The sequence below is a fragment of the Acidaminobacter sp. genome, from assembly GCF_030247605.1.
In the GTDB taxonomy this organism is placed as follows: domain Bacteria; phylum Bacillota; class Clostridia; order Peptostreptococcales; family Acidaminobacteraceae; genus Acidaminobacter.
Genome location: NZ_JAOTSB010000026.1, coordinates 18,453 through 37,772, shown reverse-complemented (window position 1 = coordinate 37,772; position 19,320 = coordinate 18,453). Strand labels below are relative to the sequence as shown.

Annotated in this window: 21 protein-coding genes; 18 read left to right on the top strand and 3 right to left on the bottom strand. The window is 50.2% G+C overall.

All coding sequences use genetic code 11. From position 1 onward, the window contains the following. Positions 1–92: 92 nt before the first annotated feature. Genes OEL90_RS11595 through OEL90_RS11585 form a run of 3 tightly spaced genes read left to right on the top strand, consistent with a single transcriptional unit; the run spans position 93 to position 2,221 of the window. Positions 93–395, top strand: a complete 303-nt coding sequence (locus OEL90_RS11595; RefSeq protein WP_291402826.1) for a DUF2089 family protein — start codon at positions 93–95, stop codon at positions 393–395. A 1-nt stretch (position 396) separates the two neighbouring features. Next, positions 397–723 (top strand): hypothetical protein, encoded by a 327-nt coding sequence (locus OEL90_RS11590; RefSeq protein WP_291402824.1) that lies wholly within the window; start codon positions 397–399, stop codon positions 721–723. 34 nt (positions 724–757) lie between these two features. Continuing rightward, positions 758–2,221 (top strand): protein adenylyltransferase SelO, encoded by a 1,464-nt coding sequence (locus OEL90_RS11585; protein WP_300688706.1) that lies wholly within the window; start codon positions 758–760, stop codon positions 2,219–2,221. A gap of 124 nt (positions 2,222–2,345) precedes the next feature. Here the strand turns inward: OEL90_RS11585 and OEL90_RS11580 are convergent, their stop codons facing one another. Then, positions 2,346–3,749, bottom strand: coding sequence for an L-cystine transporter (locus tag OEL90_RS11580; protein ID WP_300688701.1), 1,404 nt, complete (start codon positions 3,747–3,749; stop codon positions 2,346–2,348). Positions 3,750–3,979: 230 nt separating this feature from the next. Here OEL90_RS11580 and OEL90_RS11575 point away from each other — a divergent pair, with 230 nt between their 5' ends. The 8 genes from OEL90_RS11575 to OEL90_RS11540 all read left to right on the top strand — a co-directional run bounded on the left by OEL90_RS11575 (position 3,980) and on the right by OEL90_RS11540 (position 9,248). Continuing rightward, on the top strand, positions 3,980–4,429 hold the full coding sequence (locus tag OEL90_RS11575) for an RrF2 family transcriptional regulator (protein WP_300688699.1): 450 nt from the start codon (positions 3,980–3,982) through the stop codon (positions 4,427–4,429). A 21-nt stretch (positions 4,430–4,450) separates the two neighbouring features. Next, a complete protein-coding gene (locus OEL90_RS11570) occupies positions 4,451–4,957 on the top strand; it encodes a GNAT family N-acetyltransferase (protein WP_300688696.1) in 507 nt (168 codons plus the stop codon). Positions 4,958–5,024: 67 nt separating this feature from the next. Then, positions 5,025–5,456 carry a pyridoxamine 5'-phosphate oxidase family protein gene (locus OEL90_RS11565; protein WP_300688691.1) on the top strand — a complete coding sequence of 144 codons (432 nt, stop codon included), beginning with the start codon at positions 5,025–5,027 and terminating at the stop codon, positions 5,454–5,456. Positions 5,457–5,481: 25 nt separating this feature from the next. Continuing rightward, on the top strand, positions 5,482–5,922 hold the full coding sequence (locus OEL90_RS11560; RefSeq protein ID WP_300688689.1) for a rhodanese-like domain-containing protein: 441 nt from the start codon (positions 5,482–5,484) through the stop codon (positions 5,920–5,922). 151 nt (positions 5,923–6,073) lie between these two features. Next, positions 6,074–7,201, top strand: a complete 1,128-nt coding sequence (locus tag OEL90_RS11555; protein WP_291402810.1) for a sodium ion-translocating decarboxylase subunit beta — start codon at positions 6,074–6,076, stop codon at positions 7,199–7,201. A gap of 30 nt (positions 7,202–7,231) precedes the next feature. Beyond that, the gene (locus OEL90_RS11550) at positions 7,232–7,354 is read left to right on the top strand and encodes an OadG-related small transporter subunit (protein WP_291402809.1); all 123 of its coding nucleotides are present in this window, start codon (positions 7,232–7,234) and stop codon (positions 7,352–7,354) included. Positions 7,355–7,369: 15 nt separating this feature from the next. Next, the gene (locus tag OEL90_RS11545) at positions 7,370–8,245 is read left to right on the top strand and encodes a class I SAM-dependent methyltransferase (protein WP_300688685.1); all 876 of its coding nucleotides are present in this window, start codon (positions 7,370–7,372) and stop codon (positions 8,243–8,245) included. Between the two features lie 103 nt (positions 8,246–8,348). Then, a complete protein-coding gene (locus OEL90_RS11540; RefSeq protein WP_300688682.1) occupies positions 8,349–9,248 on the top strand; it encodes a pentapeptide repeat-containing protein in 900 nt (299 codons plus the stop codon). Positions 9,249–9,628: 380 nt separating this feature from the next. Here the strand turns inward: OEL90_RS11540 and OEL90_RS11535 are convergent, their stop codons facing one another. Next, positions 9,629–10,846, bottom strand: a complete 1,218-nt coding sequence (locus OEL90_RS11535) for a hypothetical protein (protein WP_300688680.1) — start codon at positions 10,844–10,846, stop codon at positions 9,629–9,631. Positions 10,847–10,963: 117 nt separating this feature from the next. Here OEL90_RS11535 and OEL90_RS11530 point away from each other — a divergent pair, with 117 nt between their 5' ends. The 7 genes from OEL90_RS11530 to OEL90_RS11500 all read left to right on the top strand — a co-directional run bounded on the left by OEL90_RS11530 (position 10,964) and on the right by OEL90_RS11500 (position 18,244). Beyond that, positions 10,964–11,848 carry a hypothetical protein gene (locus tag OEL90_RS11530; protein WP_300688677.1) on the top strand — a complete coding sequence of 295 codons (885 nt, stop codon included), beginning with the start codon at positions 10,964–10,966 and terminating at the stop codon, positions 11,846–11,848. Positions 11,849–12,050: 202 nt separating this feature from the next. Beyond that, the gene (locus OEL90_RS11525) at positions 12,051–13,277 is read left to right on the top strand and encodes a protease inhibitor I42 family protein (protein ID WP_300688674.1); all 1,227 of its coding nucleotides are present in this window, start codon (positions 12,051–12,053) and stop codon (positions 13,275–13,277) included. Between the two features lie 200 nt (positions 13,278–13,477). Then, positions 13,478–15,427 (top strand): ABC-F family ATP-binding cassette domain-containing protein, encoded by a 1,950-nt coding sequence (locus tag OEL90_RS11520; protein WP_300688672.1) that lies wholly within the window; start codon positions 13,478–13,480, stop codon positions 15,425–15,427. Positions 15,428–15,565: 138 nt separating this feature from the next. Next, positions 15,566–15,982, top strand: a complete 417-nt coding sequence (locus OEL90_RS11515) for a secondary thiamine-phosphate synthase enzyme YjbQ (protein WP_291402794.1) — start codon at positions 15,566–15,568, stop codon at positions 15,980–15,982. Positions 15,983–16,319: 337 nt separating this feature from the next. After that, positions 16,320–16,712, top strand: coding sequence for an ArsR/SmtB family transcription factor (locus OEL90_RS11510; RefSeq protein WP_291402792.1), 393 nt, complete (start codon positions 16,320–16,322; stop codon positions 16,710–16,712). A gap of 58 nt (positions 16,713–16,770) precedes the next feature. Further along, positions 16,771–17,808 (top strand): ACR3 family arsenite efflux transporter, encoded by a 1,038-nt coding sequence (arsB, locus tag OEL90_RS11505; protein ID WP_307730990.1) that lies wholly within the window; start codon positions 16,771–16,773, stop codon positions 17,806–17,808. A gap of 16 nt (positions 17,809–17,824) precedes the next feature. Further along, entirely contained in the window at positions 17,825–18,244 is a 420-nt protein-coding gene (locus tag OEL90_RS11500) for an arsenate reductase ArsC (protein WP_291402788.1), read from the top strand. A gap of 112 nt (positions 18,245–18,356) precedes the next feature. On the opposite strand, the gene srtB is transcribed toward OEL90_RS11500, so the two are convergent. After that, complete coding sequence (srtB, locus tag OEL90_RS11495; protein ID WP_291402786.1) at positions 18,357–19,166, bottom strand: class B sortase; 810 nt, start codon at positions 19,164–19,166, stop codon at positions 18,357–18,359. Positions 19,167–19,320: the final 154 nt, after the last annotated feature.

Below are 19,320 nucleotides of genomic sequence, written 5' to 3'. Positions count from 1 at the left end.
ATTTTAATGTTTATTGACTTTAATAATATTAAAGAATACAATTAATATTATTAAAGAGTAGAGCATGAAAGCTTTGCCCTGGAGGTGACGTTATGTCTGTCAATGTGATGCCGGACTGGATGAGTAATTTTGATGATGAGGAGATGGTCTTCATAAAGAAATTCCTGCTAGCCTCCGGTTCGCTGAAAGAAGTCGCTGCCCTTTACGGGGTGACTTATCCAACCGTCAGGTTAAGACTGGACCGGTTAATCCAAAAGATTCAGATCAGCGAAAGTACATCGAACGAACCCTATATCGCGCTGATCAAACGTCTGGCGGTCAATGAAAAACTAGATTTTGACACAGCGAAAATTTTGATTTCCGAATACAAGAAGTCCCGAAAGGAGTCGCAGTAAAATGAATATAGACACAGTGAGAAGCTTGATCGTTTTGCCGGTATTGATTTTAATCATCGTTCTATTGACCGCGCTTCAGATCTTTTTATCCCTTCAGAAAAACAAATGGCTGGGACTGATCCTGCCGGTCATTTATGTCGGTCTGGCACTCTTCCTTTCTTTAGGTGCCATGATCTATACCGGCGACATTGTTCCTATTATCCTGGCGCTGCTGCTCTATCTGATCCCAGCCGTCATTAATTTCGCCATCTATCTTGCCTGTCGCGCAAAAGTCAAAGACAAGCAAAGACAGGAACTTGAAAAAATGAACATTCACGATTTGGATTGACTACAACAACCTATATTAGAAAAGCGGTGACCTCATGACAAAAACCAACTTTGGCTGGAATTTCGACAACTCATACGCACGCCTGCCCAAACTGTTGTACACCCACCTGGAGCCCACACCGGTCAGACTGCCCAAGCTTATTCGATTCAACAGCGCTTTGGCGGAGGAGATGGGGCTTGATCCGGATGCCTTGAACAGCCAGGCCGGGACTGAATACTTGGCAGGCAACCGGACACCGGAGGGTGCGGAGCCCCTCGCTCAAGCCTATGCCGGACATCAATTCGGCCACTTCACCATGCTGGGGGATGGCCGCGCGATCCTCCTTGGAGAGCAAGTGACAATAAAAAACGATCGCCTCGACCTGCAGCTGAAAGGTTCAGGCAGAACCCCCTATTCCCGTGGCGGAGACGGCCGCGCCGCCCTTGGCCCTATGCTCAGGGAATACCTGATCAGCGAAGCCATGCATGCCCTTGGAGTCTCCACGACCCGCAGCCTTGCCGTGGTTTCCACCGGTGAACCCGTCTACCGGGAGAAGTCACTGCCGGGTGCAATCCTCACGCGCGTCGCTTCCAGCCATCTCAGGGTAGGCACCTTTCAGTTCGCCTATAGCAGGGGTTCTGACCAGGACCTCAGGCTGTTGACAGACTACGCCATTGCCAGGCATGATCCAGGATTATCCGGCTCGGACCGCCCTTACTACGATTTCCTGAACGCGGTGATGAACCGACAAGCCCGGCTGATCGCGAAGTGGCAAAGCATTGGCTTTATTCACGGTGTCATGAACACGGACAATATGGCGATCAGCGGCGAAACCATAGATTACGGTCCTTGCGCTTTCATGGATGCCTATGATCCAGCAACGGTCTTCAGCTCCATTGATGCCCACGGACGCTATGCTTTTGGAAATCAGCCCTACATTGCCGCCTGGAACCTGGCCCGCTTCGCTGAAACCATAATGCCGCTGCTTGATCCTGATGAGGAGAAGGCCTTCACCCTGGCGCAGGAAGCCATTTCCGGGTTTTCGGGCCTTTACCGCAGTTACTGGCTGGACGCTATGGGCGCAAAACTGGGCCTATTCAATAATGAGCCAGAGGACGAGGGGCTCATTGAAGCGCTGCTCGAGATCATGCACCGGCATCACGCGGATTACACCAATACTTTTTTGGCGTTAACCTTCGATCGCCCTGAGGTGAGAGGCCTGTTCGAGCAACCCGACTTTCAGCAGTGGAAGCTTCAGTGGCAGGAGCGGCTTCAGCGGCAGTCGCAGTCAGCGGGTGACGTTCAGGAGAGGATGAAGGGCGCGAATCCGGCGGTGATTCCACGGAACCATCGGGTGGAAGAGGCACTTGAAGCAGCGGTGAGTATGGGGGATTTCAGCGTTCTGGACCGCTTATCTGCCGTGCTGGCTAAGCCTTATGCCCATACGCCCGACCAAGCCGCCTACGCAGCGCCCGCGCCTGAGAGCGCCCGGCCGTACCGGACCTTTTGCGGGACTTGAAGCAGCGACGGAGGAATATCAAACGCAATTCAAAAGGGGAAGTTGTTGTCATAGGTCAATAAAGACTTATGCCGCAGCTTCCCCTTTTCATTTTTTGTTTTTGCCGATGGTCACAATTCAACCTCTAAGCATTTGCCACAGCCAGTTCGGATGCATCCTCGATGTCCCTGTAGTAAACCTCCCGGTCCAAGTCCTTCAGGAGGGTGCCGGTCACAAGGCCCGAGGTCACGGAACCGCTGACATTGACGGCAGTTCGGCCCATATCGATCAAAGGCTCAACGGATATAAGCAGGCCGGCCAGTCCGACAGGCAGCCCCATGGAGGAAAGGACGATCAGGGCGGCAAAGGTCGCGCCACCGCCAACGCCTGCTATGCCAAAGGAGCTGATGGCGACAATGCCGATCAGAGTCAGAATGAAGCCGGGTGCGGTTGGATCGAGTCCCACCGTAGGCGCAATCATGACAGCCAGCATGGCGGGATAGACACCTGCGCAGCCGTTTTGGCCAATTGCGGTTCCCAGCGTCGAAGAGAAGTTGGCGATGCCTTCCTCGACACCCAATTTGTTCTTTTGGGTGTCAATGGTCAGTGGCAAGGTCGCGGCGCTGGAGCGGGAGGTAAAGGCAAAGCTGAGAACCGGGAGAATTTTTCGAAGGTAAATGGCAGGACTCAATTTTAAGAGGGAGAGGATCGCCAAATGGAGTACAAAGACAGCGATTAGGGCGACATAGCTCGCCAGAACGAACTTGCCCATTTGAAGGATCGCGTCAAAACTCGTGTCGGCGACGGTCCGGGTCATAATGGCCAGAATGCCGTATGGGGTGAGCCTCAGAATCATTTTGACTAACTGGGTGATGACGCCGTGGAGGGCGTCCACGCCATCAATGAAAATTTTTGCCTGTTCAGGGCTGCGCTTTTTAAGCGCCAAAACGGATAGTCCAATCAACGCGGAGAAGATGACAACGGCTATGGTGGAAGAACTTCTGGCACCGGTCATGTCCGCGAAGGGATTTGCCGGGAGCATTTCGAGCATCCGCTGTGGCGCGGACTGCTTGGATACTTCGTTGAGCTTTGTGGTCAGATATTCCGCTCTGGCAGCTTCGGCGTCACCTTGGATGATCTGGTCCGCATTGAGATTGAAACCAAGGGCAGAGGCTATGCCTATGCCGGCAGACAAAGCCGTGGTCAGCAGCAGAACGGCTATAATGAGACCGCTCAATTTGCCCAGGTTCTTCGATTGCTTCAGGTGAACAATTGCAGAGATGATCGACACCATAATCAGTGGCATAACGATCATTTGCAGCAGCTTGACGTAGCCGGACCCTATAAGACTGAACCACTGATTGGTGGTCTTGATAATGCCGGCGTTGCCTGCGTAGAGATTTTGAAGGGCGAGACCGAAGAGGATTCCAAGGCCCAGACCGGCAAAAACCCGTTTGGAGAAGGACACCTTTTTCTTCTTCAAGTAGACTAAAAAGCCTATAAGGGACAGCATGATGAGCAGATTGATCAGGACGGGAAGGATTGGCATGATGGACCTCCTAAATATAATTTTAAAACATATATGAATACTATGTTTACAATATAGGGCTTAGCTAAGTGCTTGTCAACAAAAACATATAAAACATATAAAAATAATATGATATTATGTGTTTGAGAAAGGATTAAGCGTACTGGAACGTGAATTGACAATTGAAATACTGCGCTATAGAATTTAAATAAAGTGATCGGTTTACTAGGTTTTTAAGAAGGAGGTGTGTGATGAAGCTTTCGACAAAAGGAAGATACGGGCTTCGCTGTATGGTGGATCTTGCCTTGAATGCCATGGAGCAGCATGTGCCGCTGGGGACCATTGCGGAACGGCAGGGGCTTTCTATGCTTTACCTGGAGCAGGTTTTTTCAGCCTTGAGAAAAGCAGGCCTTGTGAAGAGCATCAAAGGCGCCGGTGGCGGGTATATCCTTGCCAGACCCGCTTCGGAAATTTCTGCGGGGGATGTTTTGAGGTCTCTGGAGGGAGAGCTCACCCTTATCAGCGGAGGGGCCGGAGCGACCAACGAGGAGGAAAACGCTATTGAAAGGTGTCTGAAGGAACAGCTTTGGATGAAGATTGACGAGGCTGTTTTGAGTCTCTTGGATTCTGCAACCATTGAGGGGCTCGCAGAGGAGGCCAGAAAAGCAGAGGCCGCAAATGTCCTTGTCTATTACATATGAATCCAAGTGGGGGTTTTATAAATGAATGTAACCATCAGGCCAATTGAGGCAAGAGATGCAAGGGAGATCAACGCCATCAGGCGGATGCCGGGGGTGTTTGAAAATATTCTCGGGCTGCCATCCGAGCGCGTAGACCGCAGTGAAGGGTTTATTGCCGGCTTGGATTCTAATTCTCACCAACTGGTTGCGACTCGACTCAATGAAGAAGGAAGAGAGCTTATCGTTGGCACTGCAGGTATTGTGATTGGTGCAAATCCGAGGCTCCGCCACACGGCTATGCTTGGCATTATGATCCACAGAGACTATCAAAACCAGGGGATTGGTAAAAAATTGATGGAGGCGCTTCTGGATTTGGCTGACAACTGGCTGATGCTGATTCGTGTGGAGCTTGCCGTCTATACGGACAATGAACGCGCTATTGGGCTATATAAGAAAATGGGGTTTGAAATTGAGGGCACCCGAAAGAAAGCGGCCATTCGCGGCGGCGACTATGTGGACGAATTTATAATGGCTCGCCTGAGGGCTTAGTTGAACTTTTTTTGGGGTATGAATGCGAAGGTACAGACTGGTCATTACAACTTAAGGAGGCGCTCCAATGCATGACATGGTCGAAAAAATGCTGAAGGAAAATCAGCTTTGCGTTCTATGCACCGAGAGTCAGGGTATGCCCCATTGCTCACTTATGACCTATATTCTCGATGAAGAGAGGAAAATACTCTATCTGATCACTTCAATGAACTCGAGAAAGTATAAAAATCTGAAGGAAAACAAAAGTGTCAGCGTGATCATCGATTCCCGACAACAGCTGGAGGTGGGTTCAAAACATCCCATCACTTCAGTGACTTTTGATGGTGAATTTTTCGAAATTGAAAACCCACTGCTTGAAGAAATGCGCGCTAAGTTCGGAGCGCGTCATCCTGAACTTGGAGAAATACTCGTACAGGACAGCTGCGTCATTTTTAGCGTTCGACTGAAGAATTATTTGTTGCTGAATGGCCCTGTTCAAATTCTGCAGGGTGTGCTATAACACTTTCATTTGAGGAGTGACCTATATGAGACGATGGATTTTAATGCTAGTCATTGCCCTGAGCGTTTCGCTGTCAGCCTGTGCCGGTGAGCCGGCGCCAGCGGCGCCGTCAACAGGCGGAGAACAGGTGGAACAGCCGGAACAGCCGGCGAAAGCCACGGTGCAGGACATCACGCCTGAAGAAGCTAAGGAACGGTTGGATTCAGACGAAGCTATCATTCTAGTGGACGTCAGAACCAAAGAAGAGTTTGACAGCGGCCACATTGAGGGTGCAGTGCTTCTGCCGGTGGACCAGATTCAAAAGAACGCAGCGGATGTGTTTCCCGACAAGGACGCCGTCTATTTTGTCTATTGCCGCAGTGGCAGCCGCAGCGGTGCTGCGACGGCTATGATGGTGGAGTTGGGCTATCAGAATGTCTTTGATCTGGGCGGCATTATGGATTGGCCGTATGAGGTAGTGCAGTGAAACTCGGTGTTGAAACTTGGTGTCAGACACCGAGTTTCATCTCAGCGGCTGTCGCCTATTGACCCCGAGTTTCATCGCACCGAGTTTCATCAGGTCCCAACCGTCATCCAACATTCCCTCGCCCCTATTTCGCCCCTCTGGAGGACTGAAAATGGATATATTCTTAAGCGGCCTCATGGCCGTGACCCCTCAGCAAATTGTAATGTGGATTATCGCCGGCACGCTGATTTATCTGGCGGTCGCAAAGGACTTTGAGCCCGCGCTCCTGCTGCCCATGGGCTTTGGCGCCATTATGGTCAATCTGCCTATGTCGGGCGCCATCACTCAAGTGATTCAGGGCACCGCCGTAGAGGGTGTGCTTAATGTCCTGTTTGATATGGGCATTGCAACTGAGCTTTTTCCCCTTCTGATCTTTATTGGGATTGGCGCCATGATCGATTTTGGGCCGATCCTCCACAATCCCTTTATGCTGCTCTTTGGCGCTGCTGCGCAGTTTGGCATCTTTTTCACCGTTGCTGTGGCGACTTTGGCCGGTTTCAGCATTAAAGAGGCTGCGGCGATTGGAATTATAGGCGCGGCGGATGGCCCTACCTCCATTTACGTCGCGAATCAGTTTGCCAAGGAGCTGCTGGGCCCAATATCGGTGGCGGCTTATAGCTATATGGCCCTGGTACCGGTGATCCAGCCTCCTGCGATCAGGTTGGTCACGACCAAGGAAGAACGTCAGATTCGCATGCATTATAAGGCGGAAAATGTCTCGCAAACGACGCGCATTGTCTTTCCAATTGTTATCACCATTTTGACGGGGCTGGTAGCGCCAAACGCAGTGCCGCTGATTGGCTTTCTCATGTTCGGCAACCTCTTGAGAGAGTGCGGCGTGCTCGACAGGCTGGCGAAGTCTGCTCAGAATGAGCTCGTCAACATTGTGACTATACTTCTGGGACTGACCATTTCAACGACCATGCAGGCCGAGCGGTTCCTGACGCCTCAGACCGGTCTCATCATAGGTATGGGACTGATTGCGTTTGTGTTTGATACCATCGGCGGGGTACTCTTTGCGAAGCTGATCAACCTCTTCCGTAAGGAAAAAATCAACCCGATGATTGGCGCTGCCGGCATCTCTGCGTTTCCAATGTCTGCGCGGGTGATCCAGAAAATGGCGCAGAAAGAGGACAGCCAGAATTTCATTTTGATGTATGCGGTGGGGGCCAACGTGGGCGGGCAGATCGCGTCGGTGCTGGCCGGCGGTTTGATTCTGATGCTGGTGCAGAGCCTGTAGCCCGGGCGAATCTGAAAAGGGGATGATTCCATGAATGAAACGTTTCTCATGTCCCTCGAGCTCATGTGGCGCGGGATGTCGGGCATTTTTTCGATTGTGTTCCTGATTTACCTGATGATTAAGCTGCTGAACAAGGTGTTTCCGGTGAAGTGATCTGGAGGGATTGCCATGAAGAACCTGTCGAGCGGTACCGCGGAAGGTGTTGCCTACATGCGGTTTTATGAGTCCCAGCGGCCGGCGGCGACGCGCATATGCTCTGACGAGCTGGCCTATCCGCTCATGGCCTGGTGGGCGCGTCTCACGGCGAGGCTCTGCCAGCCGCTCCCGACGCGCTTTATGGACTGGGCGTTTGAAAAGAAGGGCACGGGCGTTTCCGGCTATATGGCCGTCCGGACCCGGTTGTTCGATGACTTCGTGTTAAAAGGCGCTGCCGATGGTTGTCTCCAATACATCATCCTCGGAGCGGGGCTGGATTCCAGGGCGTACCGGTTTAGGGACCAGCTTGCCGGGGTGCGGACTTTTGAGGTGGACCATCCGGCGTCACAGGGTGTGAAAAAAGAGCGGGTCGAAATGCGTTTTGGCGCGCTGCCGGATTATGTATCCTATGTGCCCGTGGATTTTACGGTGGATGATTTATTGTCTTGTCTGGTTGAGGCTGGGTACGACCCAGGTCTGCCCACCATGTTTACCCTCGAGGGGGTCGTTATGTACCTGCCGGAGGCGGCGGTGCGGGAGACTTTGGGATTTGTGGTACAGCACGCTGGCGCGGGGTCCATGGTGCTGTTCGATTATGTTTATGCTGCGGCACTGGACGGGCGGATCAAGAGCAAGGTGATTCAGCATATGAATTCGCTGAAGTTCGTGTTCCATGAGCCTATTTTGTCTGGGATTGAGCAGGGCGCGGCTGAGGGATTTTTGCTGGATCGGGGTTTCACGCGGGCGGAGGATTATCCGCCGTCTAGGCTGTATGACCTTTATTTGAAGCCAGTCGTACCGGAACGAAGGATTTCGAATGTCTACGCCATAGCGGCAGGATACAAATAGGCGTTGTGGTATTCTTGGGCGCTGGGTGTGAGTCCGGTGCTTTGGCATGCTATAGGCTTGCTCTGGTTACATATATGAATGTGAAAGGATTTGAAGGTGAACTATGACTGAAGTTAAAGATCCTGGTATCACCCCTGTTCCACTGGAAGCAGGGAATATTAGTGCACTTAAAGAATGGCGGCTGAGGGTTCTGAAGTCGGATTGTCCGGAGTGTTATGGTCTGTGCTGCGTCGCACTGCACTTCTCGGCTTCAGAGGGCTTTCCGCTGGACAAGGCGCCTGGAAAGCCCTGCCCGTATTTAATGGCGAACTTTAAATGTGAGGTCCATCATTCCCTTGCCGTCCGGGGTTACAAAGGCTGCATAGGCTTTGACTGCCTGGGTGCCGGGCAAAGGGTGTCCAGAGTGACCTTTCCTTTGCAGAGCTGGAGGACCGCACCAAAACTTGCTCGCCCTATGTTTGATGCTTTCGTGGTGATGCGCCATCTCTACGAGCTGCTCTGGTATCTCAGTGAAGGCCTGGAGCAGTGCGACGGTAAGCGGCTTCGAAGGGCCCTCCACGAGGAATTGCAGGAAGTTGACCGTTTGACCTGCTTGGATGCTGAGGCATTGAAGAAGATTGATATGAATGCGCTGAGGGGTAAGTCAAACGCGCTGCTCATTGAAGTCGGCGAGCAGGTTAGAGGTGTCTATGGGAACGGAAAAGCTGCGCCGCAGGCTGTAAGGCAGCGGCTGGGTCGTTATGCGGATCTGGCAGGGGCGAAGCTCAGTGATATGAATCTCAAAGGCGCGAATTTAAGAGGTGCAATTTTGATTGCTTCAGATCTACGTCATTCGGATCTCAGCGGTGCGGAGCTGATTGGCGCGGATCTCAGGGATTCCAATCTGAGTGGCGCAAATTTGTCAGGAGCGCTTTACCTAACCCAGGCCCAAGTCAACTCGGCCAAAGGGGATAGAGAAACTCGCTTACCGGAGATTTTGGACAGGCCGGTGCATTGGGTGTAGGCAGTGATTTGTAATAGTTGAAATAAAATTTATGAGCAGTAAATTGGGGAACGGGCACAACTAAAAGTTGCACCCGTTCCCCAATTTTTTGCTAATGTTACAGATATATTACAGTCACTGACACCAAGTTCAACTGAGTGTCAGACACCAAGTTCAACTGAGTGTCAGACACCGAGTTCAACTGAGTGTCAGACACCGAGTTCAACTGAGTGTCAGACACCGAGTTCAACTGAGTGTCAGACACCGAGTTCAACTGAGTGTCAGACACCGAGTTCAACTGAGTGTCAGACACCGAGTTTAACTGAGTGTCTGACACCAAACTCAACTGAGTGACTGACCCCCATTTTACTTTTGTACCAGAGCTTCGAGAGTTTGAGAGGTCAGCTCTGAAGGTCAATCCACTCAAGGTAGCCCTCGCTGAGCTCAGTCATATCGAGGTTTAAAATGTCTTGGAGGACTGCGCGCAGGCGTTCATCAGAATGTTGTCCCCAGGCGGGATCGGAAGCAATATCATTGAATGGATAGTTGCCCAGGGCTTGATAAAGCCCGAAAACTTGATCATCGCCATAAGTTTCGGCGAGATAACGGACCACCATGCCGGCAGTTGCATAATAGGTGAGGATATCGGTCTGATCGGTGAGTAGTTCAAGGTGCGTTTCTGACAATTCTCTTACTGAAATTTTTATGTCATCCATAGAAACCGTGCCATCATCCATATAAGTAGAACCGTTGACTCTAAAGGTGCCATAATGGATTGCCAATCCCTCTGCAAACCAGATGGGCATATTTCCTTTGGACACCGAAATGGTCAATTTGTGAATCAGCTCATGCGTAAACAGTGCTTCATAGTTGTATTCAGGCTCGCGTCCGGTAAACGCTTTAATGGCATGTCCTTCTTCCGCCCAGCCGGTGAAGAGCCAGGCGATTCCAAGGTCTGTTTTCTGACGCAGCAGCTCCCTGTCGCTGAAGAGCTTGATTTCAACATTTTCGGCCAGTGAATCAGGGAAGGTTTCATCGACGTTATCAAGACTTTTTTCAATGAGCTCAATAAAGTCCTCAGGATTACCAACCTCAGGCATATAGAATACTTTTATGACCCCAACTTCTTTTTCTTCAAATGCGACATCATGATCCAGCCACGACGCACCTGACTTAACAAAGCGTTCACGGTAGGTGACGGTGTTTAGCTGGTCGTTCAACCTATAGCTCTGCTGGATCTCTGCGACAGCGCTGTTATCCCCCTCGATAGAGATCCCAAGCAGGTTCATGTTAAAGTTAGAGATATCAGCACTAGCCAGCCTATGAGCAAAATAGGTCGCTTCATTCATATAAGTCTCATTGCTGCCATCAATGGTGGACAAGTATAAGCCACTGTCCTTTGCCCGAACGCTGTCTTGCTGTATTGCAATGACCGCATCTATAGCCTCATACACCGCTAGCTCTTCAGTAGTCAATCCATCAGGCAATGCAGATTCACGTTCAGGCACGCCTGCACCTTCGCTGTCACGCTGGCGGCAACCTACAATGCCAAATATCAAGGAAATCAACAGAACAATAGCAAACCCAATTTTAATGACACGTCGAACTGACATGTTCATATAAATCCTCCTAACCAGGTTAACACTATAACAAATGGGTAAAGACAAAAGGCGAGCCTTAATAAAGATCATTCCCGTGTTGTAGTATGAAAAAATTCGCTGGAGGTCAATAAAACCATGAAGACGAAACATCTAACCCTGCTGCTCATCCTATCCCTGATTCTGAACGCTTACACAGTATTAAGAATGGGCAGTCTGAGCCAGAGTCTTAGCCAGCAGAGTAATCAGCTTCAGTCCCAATTACAGGGTATGGATTCGCGGATTAACGGCATATCCAGTACTATCGAGCAAAAACTCAATGAGCAGGCCAGTCTGCTGTCTTCTCACACCCTAGATTTTGGTGACATGGATCCCGAAACCTTCAAAGTGCCTGTCCGGGTTACAGTAATGCCAAAGCGCCTCGAACAGGGAACCATGGCCAAGCTCATCATCAACGGCCAGGAAGCAATTATGACACCCGGTTCCAGCTACGCCCTTGAAGGTACTGTTGAGGTTTCCGTATTTGAGGAACTTCATCCTACAATAGTCTTTGAAAACGGCGATGTGAAAGAACTCGAAAACCTGATAACATACGGCCCGCTGCGCTACGACTATCTCCCCAACATGGGCGCCAATTACAACGGGCAAATTTCAAATCCACCGAACACCAATAAATGGCGTTTTCAGGGCGAAGTCCACATTGCCCTCGATCCAAACAAATATCAGACAGACGTGAAAAGCGTCAAACTCGTGGAGCTGCTGGACGGTGTGCCGGTTAAAAGCCATGAGACGGCGCTGAACATGGACATAATCATCCCGCTGAATGAGGAGATTACCATCGAAAAAGGTCAGAGTTACGAGTTGATGGCCGTGATGGAAGACGTCAATGGACTGATCTACAATCATTATGTTGAAGGTTTTTATCTGGATCCTTCAAGCGGTTTTAACGGGGATTATGGTCAGGGCGAACGGATTACCATCCTCGATTCAAATGGCAAAGTGCTTTTTACCTCAGAGAAATAGACTGTTTCCCCTGAAGTCAGATACTATCGAGTATTAATATTTATACCCCCACTCTAAGAACATTAGCCGATGGTGGTGCACGTAACCATCGGCCAAACGGGTATTTATTCTTTAGGATGGGTATATATAATATGCAGCCCACTTCGATCCTTCTCTATCTCAAACCTAACTCGAGGAATAACCTGACATGGAGGTGAACAACATGCGTAAATTATTAAGTCTATTTCTGGTCCTATCACTGGTACTCACAATCATGGCAGTCCAACTGCCTGGCTTTGCCGCAGAAACAACGGGCGCGAGCGGCGCAGTGCAGGACCGTGACCGAATGCAGGATATGATGAACAGTGGTATCCAACCTATGATTCAAATGCGCGATCAGGATCGCGTTCAACTTATGACTGAGGAGCAGCTTCTCCTTAGAAGTCAGCTCAGAGAACAGCTCCAGCTCAGCAATGAAGCTCAGCTGCAGTTGCAGGAGCGGCTGGAAACAGCACTCAGGACAATGGCGGAAACTCAGTCCGCCAACACCAACCAGTATCGCCTATGCTTCTCGGACATCGAGACCCACTGGGCGAAGGACCACATCCGCTGGGCCTATCTTTGGGGTCTCGCGAGCGGCTATCCGGATGGGACATTTCATCCTCAGGGGCTCATCACCGGCCTCGAAGGCGTACTTATGACCGGCCACCTGGTTCGGGACCTCAAGGGCATTGAGCCTTACACCGCGCTGGATATGGACATAGACTGGTCACTCATTCCGTTGTGGGCGAGGGATGCCCTTCGCGACCAGACGGCGCTCCGCATAATGAATCAGAGCCAGACCTACAGCCAGATGCCGCTGAACCGTTACCAGCTGGCGGTCATGCTGGCCAAAGCACTGGAACTTCAGAAATCAGAGGGTCCGGGGCCTGGCATGGCACCGCCTTTCAGTGATTTCGAAAAGATTCCTGCCGATGGTCGCGGCTACATCCTCTCTCTTCAGAACTTAGGCCTGATCTCCGGCGACAATGGCAAGTTTGAGCCGGATCGCCTCGTTACCAGAGCAGAGGCAGCCGCCATGCTGATGAATGTCATCGAGGCCCTTGACGTCATGCCGCCTGAATGGGTTGTGGCGGATGCAGTGACGTCCCTGACACTGACGCTGGATGAGAATCCAACCACTGGCTACAGTTGGGCCTACACTTTGGCACCGGAGGGCATCCTGGCCCTGGATCACGATGCCTTTGTCAGCGGTCAGACTTCAGCCAATGTTGTCGGTGCAGGCGGGCAACACACCTGGACCTTCAAGGTCCTTACGATGGGCTGCGTCCGTTTGACTTTCCGGTATTACAGACCGTGGGAAGCACCGGAAACCGCAGCAGAAACGAGAGTTTACGCGGTGAATGTCGGTGAGGACGGGCTTTTGGAAAGTGTCAGAAGGATTAAGTGACAACAGGCGCAGAGTTATAATTTGGGAAAGGTAGTCGGAAGCTGGCCGCGGCCAGCTTCCGACTTTTTTATTTAAGGAAAATGGAAGAGGGTGTCTGCGGCTCGTGCCTATAGCCGCCTCTTCCATTTTCCTTCCTCGTCCTCCCTCAAACGTGGTAAAATATAATAATGAACTTCCAACGAAGGAGCGCCTAACAGATTATGAATATTCTAATTGCAGATAAAATTACAAAGAGCTACAGCGAAAAACGACTGCTTGAGGACGTTTCTGTCGCCATTAATGAAGGGGAGCGCATTGCGCTGATTGGCATCAACGGGACGGGGAAGTCCACGTTTTTGAAGGTGATAGCGGGAGTGGAGGGGCCGGATGGTGGGAAGGTGACCATCGGCAGCGGCATGAAGGTGGAATACCTGCCTCAGAGCCCGGAATTCGAGCCGGGGACGACGGTGCTGGAGCAGGTCTTTAAGGGCCACTCGCCGGTAATGAAGCTGATCCGGGACTACGAGCAGGCACTGGAGGACGTTCAGACGCACCCGGGTAATGCTCAAAAGGAAAAGCACCTGATCTCCTTGAGCCAGAAGATGGATCACATGGAGGCCTGGACCACGGAGGCTGAGGCGAAGAACATTCTGACGCAGCTGGGCATCACCTCGTTCCAGGCGGACGTGGCGAACTTGTCAGGCGGCCAGCGTAAGCGCGTGGCCATGGCCAGCGTGCTGATCAGCCCCGCGGACCTGCTGATCCTGGACGAGCCGACCAACCACATTGACAACGACACGGTGGACTGGCTGGAGAAATATCTTCTGAAGCGCAGGGGTGCGCTCCTGATGGTCACCCACGACCGGTACCTGCTGGACCGCATTTCCAACCGCATTCTGGAGCTGGCGGATGGGAACCTCTATAGCTACCAGGCCAACTACGCCGGCTATCTGGAGCTCAAGGCCCAGCGGGAGGACATGGCCCAGGCCTCGGAGCGCAAGCGCCAGAGCCTGATCCGGACAGAACTGGAATGGATCCAGCGCGGCGCACGGGCCAGATCCACCAAGCAAAAGGCCCGCATCGAGCGGTTCGAACAGCTGACAGCCCAGCGCGGCCCGGATGGCGGCGGCAACGTGGAGATGCAGGTCAGCTTTTCGAGGCTTGGCAAGAAGATCATTGAGATGGACCACGTCAGTAAGGCCTATGGCGACCTGCCGGTGGTTCAGGACTTCACCTACACGCTGCTGAGGGATGACCGCATAGGCATCATTGGTCCAAACGGCATTGGCAAGTCCACCCTGATGAAGATCGCCGCCGGACGGCTGCTGCCGGACCACGGCAAGGTCTCCATAGGGGATACGGTGAAAATTGGCTATTTCTCTCAGGAAAACGAAGACATGGACACCCAGCTGCGGGTCATTGAATACATCCGTGAGCAGGCGGAATTCATCACCACCAACGATGGCGTCAAGAGCGCCTCTCAGATGCTGGAACGCTTCCTGTTCCCGCCCGGTGCCCAGTGGACGCCCATCTCCAAGCTGTCCGGCGGTGAGAAGCGCCGCCTGTACCTCCTCAGAATCCTCATGAGCGCCCCCAACGTCCTGATGCTGGACGAGCCCACCAACGACTTGGACATCCAGACCCTAGGCATCCTGGAGGACTACCTGGACGAATTCCCGGGCGCCGTCTTGGTGGTCTCCCACGACCGCTATTTCCTCGACCGCATTGTGACCAGCATCTTCTCCTTTGAAGGTGGCGGCCGCGTCAGACAGCTGGCAGGCGACTACACGGATTACAGGCAGTTCATGGATCGCCAGGCCCAGGAGGAAGAAGCCCTTCAAAACGAAAAGAGCTTAAAAAAATCCAGTGGGCCGATGGTCACCAAATCCAACACCCCTACCACCAGCAATGAAACGAAATCCAAACTACTTAAGTTTTCGTACCAGGAACAGCGGGAGTTTGATCTGATCGATTCGGTCATCGCAGGGCTGGAGGCGGAGCTGCAAAGGCTGGAGGAACGGATGCTGGAAGCCTCGTCAGATTTTGAAGCCCTTGGACGGCTGACAGAGGAAAAGTCAGCCCTAGAGCAGCGGATGGATGAGGCCATCGAGCGATGGACCTATCTAAACGAGCGATATGAAGAGATCGAGCGGAACAAGCGGGAGAATTAAGGAGGATAAACTCGGGGTTGATAGGCGCAAGCTGCAGACACCGAGTTTATCTTGAAGGTGGAACTTGGTGTCTGATGAAACTCGGGGTCAATAGGCGTCAGCCGCAGACACCGAGTTTCGAAGTCTGGAGGTTGTCGAATGAAGCATTTCAGAAAAGAACTGTGGTTTAACCTGCCCACCCGCAGGGGCTTCGTGAATATCACCGGAGACCTGCAGAAATGTATAAGAGAAAGTGGGATCCAAGAAGGCCTGCTTCTTTGCAACGCCATGCACATTACAGCCAGCATCTTCATCAATGATGACGAAAGCGGCCTCCACAGGGATTTCGAACGCTGGCTGGAAAAACTGGCGCCTGAGAAGCCCTACAATCAGTATGACCACAACGGATACGAAGATAATGCCGATGCTCACCTCAAGCGCACCATCATGGGACGTGAGGTTGTGGTCGCGGTGACGGCAGGCAAGCTGGATCTTGGACCCTGGGAGCAAGTTTTTTACGGGGAATTTGACGGTAAGAGAAATAAGCGGGTATTGGTGAAGATTATTGGGGAGTAATTGGTGGAAGTCGGGGATGAAACTGGGTGTCTGACACCGAGTTTCATCCGATTCGGGTGACTATAGAGGCGTTTTAGGCCTGATGGGCACTGCACGTTTGAAAATGAATTTGAAGATAATCAAAAGACACAACATTTCAGAGAGCTGGCTCTTTGAAATGTCGTGTCTTTTTGGATAAGGGGCTGCACTGCTAAACACATTTTACACAAGTTTTACAATCTCGCTATTGAACGAATCACTTTCTCATGCTAATATATGATTGAATTCAAATATAATCATATGAACTTATAATTAGAAACTAAATATTAATGGAATGAGAGGCAGGTGACATTAAACAATGCTTGATATATTTAAAAGCTTGTGTGACGAGAACCGACTAAGACTATTAAATCTCCTAATGCACTACGAGCTGTGTGTCTGCGAAATAGAAGTCATCCTTGGCCTCAGTCAGTCGAACGTGTCCAGGCACCTGGGCGTACTAAGAAAAGAAAAGATCATTACAGGGTCCAAAGATGGCCAATGGGTCCATTACAAAGTCGATGACAGATTTCTCAACGACCATGGACAGTTGTCAACTTATTTGAAAGAAGGATTTCAAAAGGAACAACCCTTTGTTCTAGATCTTGAGAAATGCGATGTGTACAAAAAAAGCGCTTACAACTGCTCGGATATAACCAGCGATAAAAGCAAAGTCGAAAATTACATTATGAATCACGTGAATCGCAGCTAAAATCAAGGCAGCAAATTTCAGGGAGGATCCAAAAGTGAAAAAGAAACAAATCCAAGGCATGAGTTTTTTCGAGAGATATTTGACAGTGTGGGTCGCGGCCTGCATGATCATTGGTATTTTGATAGGCGTCTATTTGCCTCAGGTTCCAGCTTGGCTGAGCAAGTTTGAGTATGCCAGCGTGTCCATTCCAGTCGCGATCTTGATCTGGCTCATGATTTACCCAATGATGCTCAAGGTTGACTTCCACAGCATCAAAAAAGTGGGCGAAAATCCGAAAGGTCTCATTATCACCTGGGTGACCAACTGGCTGATCAAACCCTTTACCATGTTTGGCATTGCCTCACTGTTCTTTTATGTGTTTTACAAAGGTCTGATATCAAACGAGCTTGCCAAGGAATATTTGGCTGGGGCCGTTCTCCTTGGCGCGGCGCCTTGTACGGCTATGGTCTTTGTATGGAGCCACCTGACAAAAGGAAATCCTGCCTACACGCTCGTACAGGTTGCAACCAACGATCTCATCATCCTTGTTGCTTTTGTGCCGATTGTCGCCTTCCTGCTTGGGATCAGTAATGTCGTAGTTCCATGGGACACACTGTTTCTTTCAGTCGTTCTTTTCGTCGTCATTCCGCTGGGTGCTGGATGGTTTTCAAGGGTAATCATTTCAAAAAACAAAGGGCTTGAGTATTTTGAAAAGGTCTATATTCCAAAATTCGGTAATGTTACAATCGCCGGATTACTCTTGACCCTGATCATCATCTTTTCTTTCCAGGGACAAATCATTGTCGATAATCCAATCAATATTGTCTTGATCGCAATCCCATTGATTCTTCAAACCTTCTTAATTTTCTTTATAGCCTATTTCTGGGCGAAGTTTTGGAAACTGCCTCACAATGTCGCGGCGCCTGCTGGCATGATTGGCGCGTCAAACTTCTTTGAGCTTGCGGTTGCAGTTGCGATCTCTCTCTTTGGACTTCAATCCGGCGCGACTATAGTTACAGTGGTCGGTGTACTCGTAGAGGTACCGGTCATGTTGACACTCGTCAAAATCGCCAACAATACAAGAAACTGGTTTGTGCCAGAGAAAAAAGCATTATAATTGGAGGCGGAAAATAATGAGAAGAAAACCGAAAGTCGCTTTTATATGTGTTCACAATTCCTGCAGAAGCCAGATGGCAGAAGCGTTGGGGAAGCATTTTGCAGGAGATGTCTTTGAAAGCTACTCCGCAGGCACTGAAATGAGACCTCAAATCAATCAGGACGCAGTAAGATTGATCAAAGAGATTTACTCCATTGACATGGAAGAAACCCAGAAGCCTAAATTGCTCCCGGATATTCCGGAAGTTGACATTGTCATCAAGATGGGATGCAACGTGATCTGTCCATTTCTTCCGAGCCAGCATGAAGAGGATTGGGGACTTGATGATCCATCGGGTAAAAGCGATGATGAATTTAAGATCATTATTCAGAAGATCGAAGAAAACGTTAAAATGCTTTCTGATAAAATCAAAAATGGTGACATCGCGCTTCAATAATCGAGAGGCTTGTCATTGAACTTAAAACAATAAAGCGGCATCAAACAGCAGAGATCACTCCTCGCTGTTTGATGCCGCTTTTGTCTATTTCGTGTGTTTTGCTTTTTACTCATTACTTTTCAGAAATCTCCACCGCATGCACAATAGTTCTCCCGTTGTTGACGCCGTAACTGCAAGTCACCAGGGTTAGAAGCTTTTGGTCGGCTTCCGGATCGAAATCCTGACGATGCAGGGAAAGGTCTTCAAGGCCATTCAAGTACGCCAGGTACTCGGTGTCATTTTCGAATTGGAGTGTGAAGACGTAATCATCGGCTGAAATCTCATAAACGGAAAAGATTTTGTAGGTTCTTGTCTCATACAGTCCGGATAGCTGAATAAGCTGGTTTTGAGAAAAGAATTCAGCATTCTGATAATAGGTTAAATTTTGAAACATGGATTTGTTTTTCATATTATGACCGTAGATCAGCGTGTGGGGATCATTGAAATTGCCAAGGTTTCTATAGTCCATGAACAAGGTGCCCGCCTCGCTGTAGTTCCCTTTGAAATCACGTTTGAGATAGTCTTGGTTGTCCTTGCTTCGTACGAAAGGATAGTCAATGTTGGTACCAGGGATTTGAAGCCAGCCCATGAAATCCGGATTGATGGCAAGCCACTTTTTATTGATGTTTTCTTTATAGGAATATGACGTTTCATTGATGGAAGCGCCCTCGGCGGAACCGGTTTGGTCAGTCTCGCTTAAACCCGGTGCAGGGAGTGCAGTTGAAGCTTCTTGCGCCAGTTGATCATTTCTTTGCTCTGACAAGCGCTCATAGTTGTTTTGAGCCTGAGCACGCTCCCAAGCGACGTAGGCTGTACCTACCAGAAGGAGCATGGCTGCTGCTATAATCCCATTTAGTATTTTCTTCTTATTAGAGGAAGTCATGTGGATCACCTCAAGCTTAAAATATCACAAAACGAGATAAAAATCAAGTGATTGAGAATTAATTTCAAATAACAGTTGACAAGCAACACGATATGTGATATTTTATAGACATCAAAGGAACACCAGAAAAAAAATATCACACCCAAATATAAAT

Bases quoted from the DNA above. Each gene is read 5' to 3' on its own strand.
- OEL90_RS11595 (WP_291402826.1), top strand. From the start codon at position 93: ATGTCTGTCAATGTGATGCCGGACTGGATGAGTAATTTTGATGATGAG.
- OEL90_RS11590 (WP_291402824.1), top strand. From the start codon at position 397: ATGAATATAGACACAGTGAGAAGCTTGATCGTTTTGCCGGTATTGATT.
- OEL90_RS11585 (WP_300688706.1), top strand. From the start codon at position 758: ATGACAAAAACCAACTTTGGCTGGAATTTCGACAACTCATACGCACGC.
- OEL90_RS11580 (WP_300688701.1), bottom strand. From the start codon at position 3,749: ATGCCAATCCTTCCCGTCCTGATCAATCTGCTCATCATGCTGTCCCTT.
- OEL90_RS11575 (WP_300688699.1), top strand. From the start codon at position 3,980: ATGAAGCTTTCGACAAAAGGAAGATACGGGCTTCGCTGTATGGTGGAT.
- OEL90_RS11570 (WP_300688696.1), top strand. From the start codon at position 4,451: ATGAATGTAACCATCAGGCCAATTGAGGCAAGAGATGCAAGGGAGATC.
- OEL90_RS11565 (WP_300688691.1), top strand. From the start codon at position 5,025: ATGCATGACATGGTCGAAAAAATGCTGAAGGAAAATCAGCTTTGCGTT.
- OEL90_RS11560 (WP_300688689.1), top strand. From the start codon at position 5,482: ATGAGACGATGGATTTTAATGCTAGTCATTGCCCTGAGCGTTTCGCTG.
- OEL90_RS11555 (WP_291402810.1), top strand. From the start codon at position 6,074: ATGGATATATTCTTAAGCGGCCTCATGGCCGTGACCCCTCAGCAAATT.
- OEL90_RS11550 (WP_291402809.1), top strand. From the start codon at position 7,232: ATGAATGAAACGTTTCTCATGTCCCTCGAGCTCATGTGGCGCGGGATG.
- OEL90_RS11545 (WP_300688685.1), top strand. From the start codon at position 7,370: ATGAAGAACCTGTCGAGCGGTACCGCGGAAGGTGTTGCCTACATGCGG.
- OEL90_RS11540 (WP_300688682.1), top strand. From the start codon at position 8,349: ATGACTGAAGTTAAAGATCCTGGTATCACCCCTGTTCCACTGGAAGCA.
- OEL90_RS11535 (WP_300688680.1), bottom strand. From the start codon at position 10,846: ATGAACATGTCAGTTCGACGTGTCATTAAAATTGGGTTTGCTATTGTT.
- OEL90_RS11530 (WP_300688677.1), top strand. From the start codon at position 10,964: ATGAAGACGAAACATCTAACCCTGCTGCTCATCCTATCCCTGATTCTG.
- OEL90_RS11525 (WP_300688674.1), top strand. From the start codon at position 12,051: ATGCGTAAATTATTAAGTCTATTTCTGGTCCTATCACTGGTACTCACA.
- OEL90_RS11520 (WP_300688672.1), top strand. From the start codon at position 13,478: ATGAATATTCTAATTGCAGATAAAATTACAAAGAGCTACAGCGAAAAA.
- OEL90_RS11515 (WP_291402794.1), top strand. From the start codon at position 15,566: ATGAAGCATTTCAGAAAAGAACTGTGGTTTAACCTGCCCACCCGCAGG.
- OEL90_RS11510 (WP_291402792.1), top strand. From the start codon at position 16,320: ATGCTTGATATATTTAAAAGCTTGTGTGACGAGAACCGACTAAGACTA.
- arsB (WP_307730990.1), top strand. From the start codon at position 16,771: ATGAGTTTTTTCGAGAGATATTTGACAGTGTGGGTCGCGGCCTGCATG.
- OEL90_RS11500 (WP_291402788.1), top strand. From the start codon at position 17,825: ATGAGAAGAAAACCGAAAGTCGCTTTTATATGTGTTCACAATTCCTGC.
- srtB (WP_291402786.1), bottom strand. From the start codon at position 19,166: ATGACTTCCTCTAATAAGAAGAAAATACTAAATGGGATTATAGCAGCA.